The sequence below is a fragment of the Luteibacter sp. P4_E6 genome, assembly GCF_056401535.1.
This window is the reverse complement of sequence record NZ_JBFUJE010000471.1, coordinates 1-3,042: the sequence shown is the minus strand read 5'-3', so window position 1 is coordinate 3,042 and position 3,042 is coordinate 1. Positions and strand designations below refer to the sequence as shown.

Annotated in this window: 4 protein-coding genes; all 4 read right to left on the bottom strand. The window is 65.9% G+C overall.

Translation table 11 applies throughout. The annotated features are described in order from the left end of the window. Nucleotides 1-536: lipopolysaccharide biosynthesis protein (locus AC1DT2_RS19370; protein ID WP_477298101.1), on the bottom strand; the 536-nt coding region annotated here is incomplete at its 3' end. Then, on the bottom strand, nucleotides 533-1,717 hold the full coding sequence (spt, locus tag AC1DT2_RS19365) for a serine palmitoyltransferase (protein WP_477298100.1): 1,185 nt from the start codon (nucleotides 1,715-1,717) through the stop codon (nucleotides 533-535). The genes spt and AC1DT2_RS19370, both read right to left, overlap by 4 nt. 52 nt (nucleotides 1,718-1,769) lie before the next feature. Next, nucleotides 1,770-2,021, bottom strand: coding sequence for an acyl carrier protein (locus AC1DT2_RS19360; protein WP_063570620.1), 252 nt, complete (start codon nucleotides 2,019-2,021; stop codon nucleotides 1,770-1,772). Nucleotides 2,022-2,034: 13 nt separating this feature from the next. Further along, a partial coding sequence (locus AC1DT2_RS19355; RefSeq protein WP_477298099.1) for an NAD-dependent epimerase/dehydratase family protein occupies nucleotides 2,035-3,042 on the bottom strand: 1,008 nt, incomplete at its 5' end.

The window sequence follows — 3,042 nt, the reverse complement described above, 5'->3', positions numbered from 1 at the left end:
AAGTAGGCGATGACGCTGCCGACGGCGCGCAGGAACGGCGTGACGGCCTGCTGTACGGCGATCAGGTCGAAGCGGTCGATCGAGCGCAGGATGCCCGTGGGCGTCGCTGCCGTCATGGTCGGGATCAACGTGCAGTAGGCCAGCGCCCACCAGAAATCTTCCGTCGAAATGCCCACCGAATGGCTGAGCAGGGGCAACAGGATCATGCCGCCCAAGGCGGCGACGATGCCGCTGGCCAGGTCCAGGCCGAACGAGAACCCCGTGACGTCACGGAAGCGCTTGATGTCCTTGTGGGCGAGGGCAGGCGTGCCGAACTGGACGACGAACTGCCAGGTCTGAAACTTGGCGATATCGCTGACCGTCTTGGCGTATGCCTGGACGACGACCAGCGTGCCGAACAGCGCCGGCGTCATGCCGCGGCCCGCGCAACCGAGGGCGAGCAGGCTGAGCAACGCACTGACGACGTTGCTCGATCCGAGGATGGACGCGTTGCGCACGATGGCGCGAAATGCGCCATCGGAGAACCAGTGCTTCATGCTTTGACGCCGGGCCAGCTTCCGAACGCAGCACAGATGGCGTCGATCTGCTCCGGCGTATGGGCGGCGCTGACGCTGCAGCGGAGCAGCGATTCGTTGCCCGGCGTGGCCGGCGGCACCATCAGGTTCACGTAGACACCGTTCTTGAGCAGATGATCCCAGAAGCGAAGTGCTTCCAGCTTCTCCCCGACGAGGACGGCGACCACCGCATTGGCCGGTGCGCCGAGGCGGAAGCCCAGCGCAGAGAGGCCGGCGTGCAGGCGCTCCGCATTGGCCTGCAGGCGCAGCCTCAGGTCGGTCGCGGCCTCCAGCTTGCGCAGCGCTGTGCGCGTCGCGGCGATCGTTGCCGGCGCGAGGGAGGCGGTGAAGACATACGGCCGGCTGGCATAGCGAAGCACGTCCATGTCGGCGGAGTCGCCGACACAGAAGCCGCCGGTGTTACCGAGGCTCTTGCTGAAGGTGCCGACGACGTAGTCGATATCCGCAAGCACGCCGTCTTCTTCGGCCAGGCCCTGGCCCTTCTTGCCGAGCACGCCCATGGAGTGGGCTTCGTCGACCAGCAGGGTGGCGCCGAATTCCTGTTTCACGCGGACGAAGTCGCGCAGCGGGGCGCGGTCGCCCAGCATGCTGTACACGCCTTCCACGATGATCAGTGCATCGRCGGCGCCGTCGCCGAGGCGGCGCATGCGCTTGGCCAGGTCGTCGGCGTCGTTGTGGCGGAAGCGGATGGTGTTCGCACCGGCCAGCGTGCAGCCGTCGTAGATACTGGCGTGGCTGTCGGCATCGATCATCACGGTGTCGCCCGGGCCGGCCAGCRCCGAGATCATGCCCAGGTTGGCCTGGTAGCCGGTCGAGAACACGATGGCGTCGCGCTTGCCGTAGAACCGGGCCAGGTCCAGCTCGAGCTCGCGATGCGATGCGTAGCTGCCATTGGCCATGCGTGAGCCGGTCGTGCCGGTGCCCGCGTTCTCGAGTGCCTCGCGCGCGGACGCGATGCAATCCGGATCGAACGTCATCCCGAGGTAATTGTTGGTGCCGGCAAGGATGGTCGGTCGTCCGTCGATGATCCCCTCGGTGGGCGAGACGATCCGGTCGATCTGCACACCGAACGGGTCGATGCCGACCGCTGCCAGCTCCTCCCGAACGGCACGAACCGCCTTCAGCCTGGAATTCTCTTTCATGCGATGTTTGCCCGTGCAGTTCTGGATCAGTGACGCGACGACGCGTGTTCGCTTATGCGTTTTCGCCCGCCGACTTCTGGATCAGCGAGGCGAAGTCGCCCACGGTCCGTACCTCGGCGAGCGCATTGATGGGCACGGAGATATCGAACTGGTCCTCGACAGCGACCACGAGGTCCATGACTCGCAACGAGTCCAGCCCCAGCTCACTGGTGATGCCGGTGTTCTCGGTGATCACTGCCACGCGACCTTCCGCGATCGGGGTGACGAGTTCGATAAGTTGTGCAACAACGTCTTGGTGATTCATCAGGGCACTCCGTTCAGTGCGCAAAGGGTTTGCCGAGCGTGTCGGCGAGACCCCGCTCGAAGCCGAATACGGGCCGCCACCCGGTCGCGTGTTCGAAGGCACTGCCATTACCGACCCAGTCGGCATGCGTGACCTCGCGCACCTTGCCGAGGGTCAGCATGGGCGCGTATCCGAAGACGCGCGCCGCGGCGAGATTAACGCCGCCAACAAGTCGCAATAATGACGCGGGAATCGGCAACCGACGGATCGGTGCATTACCACGCAGTACGCGGGATGCCGTGGCGAGCACGGTGTCCCAGTCGTAGCCGTTTTCGTGGCCGTCATCCAATTCATAAGTATTTCCCGAATCGCCTTCGGACGCCAGCCAGGCGACCACCGCTGACGCGAGGTCGGCGACGTGAAGGAGGGAAAAACGGCCTTTGCCGTCGCCAGGAATCGGCGCCAGTCCGCGGGCCATCCCCTGGAACAGGGGAAGCATCTCGCGATCGCCGGGGCCGTAGACCGCCGGTGGCCGCAGGGCGGCCCAGGCCAGCCGGCCGGCGTTGGCCTGGAGTGCGCGCTCGCCACGCCACTTGCTGCCGGCATAGTCGGACAACTGCGGCTCGCGGGCGGCGAGGGAGGAAATCAGGAGATATCGGCGGCAACCGGGCTCGCCATTGGCCGCCTGGACCGTGTCCAGGACGCCTTGTTCGTTGATGCGGTCGAAGTCGGTACGACGGGCGCCACGCACGCTGCCCGCACAATGCACGAAAGCGTCGGCACCCTTCACCAGCGAAGCCAGGGCAACCGGATCGCCGAGATCGCCGGCGATCCATTCGAGGTTATCGGTGTCTTTCAGGACACGACCGGCGCGGGGCCGGTAGAGAGCACGTACGCGGTAGCCTGAAGCTACCAGCTGCTGCCGCAACGCGGTGCCAATGAAACCGGTGGCACCCGTCAGTGCAACGACGGGCTGCCTTGCGGCAGCAACGTCGCTCATGCCGCGGCGACGGCCTGCGGCGCCTGTTCCTGAGCCTGGGCC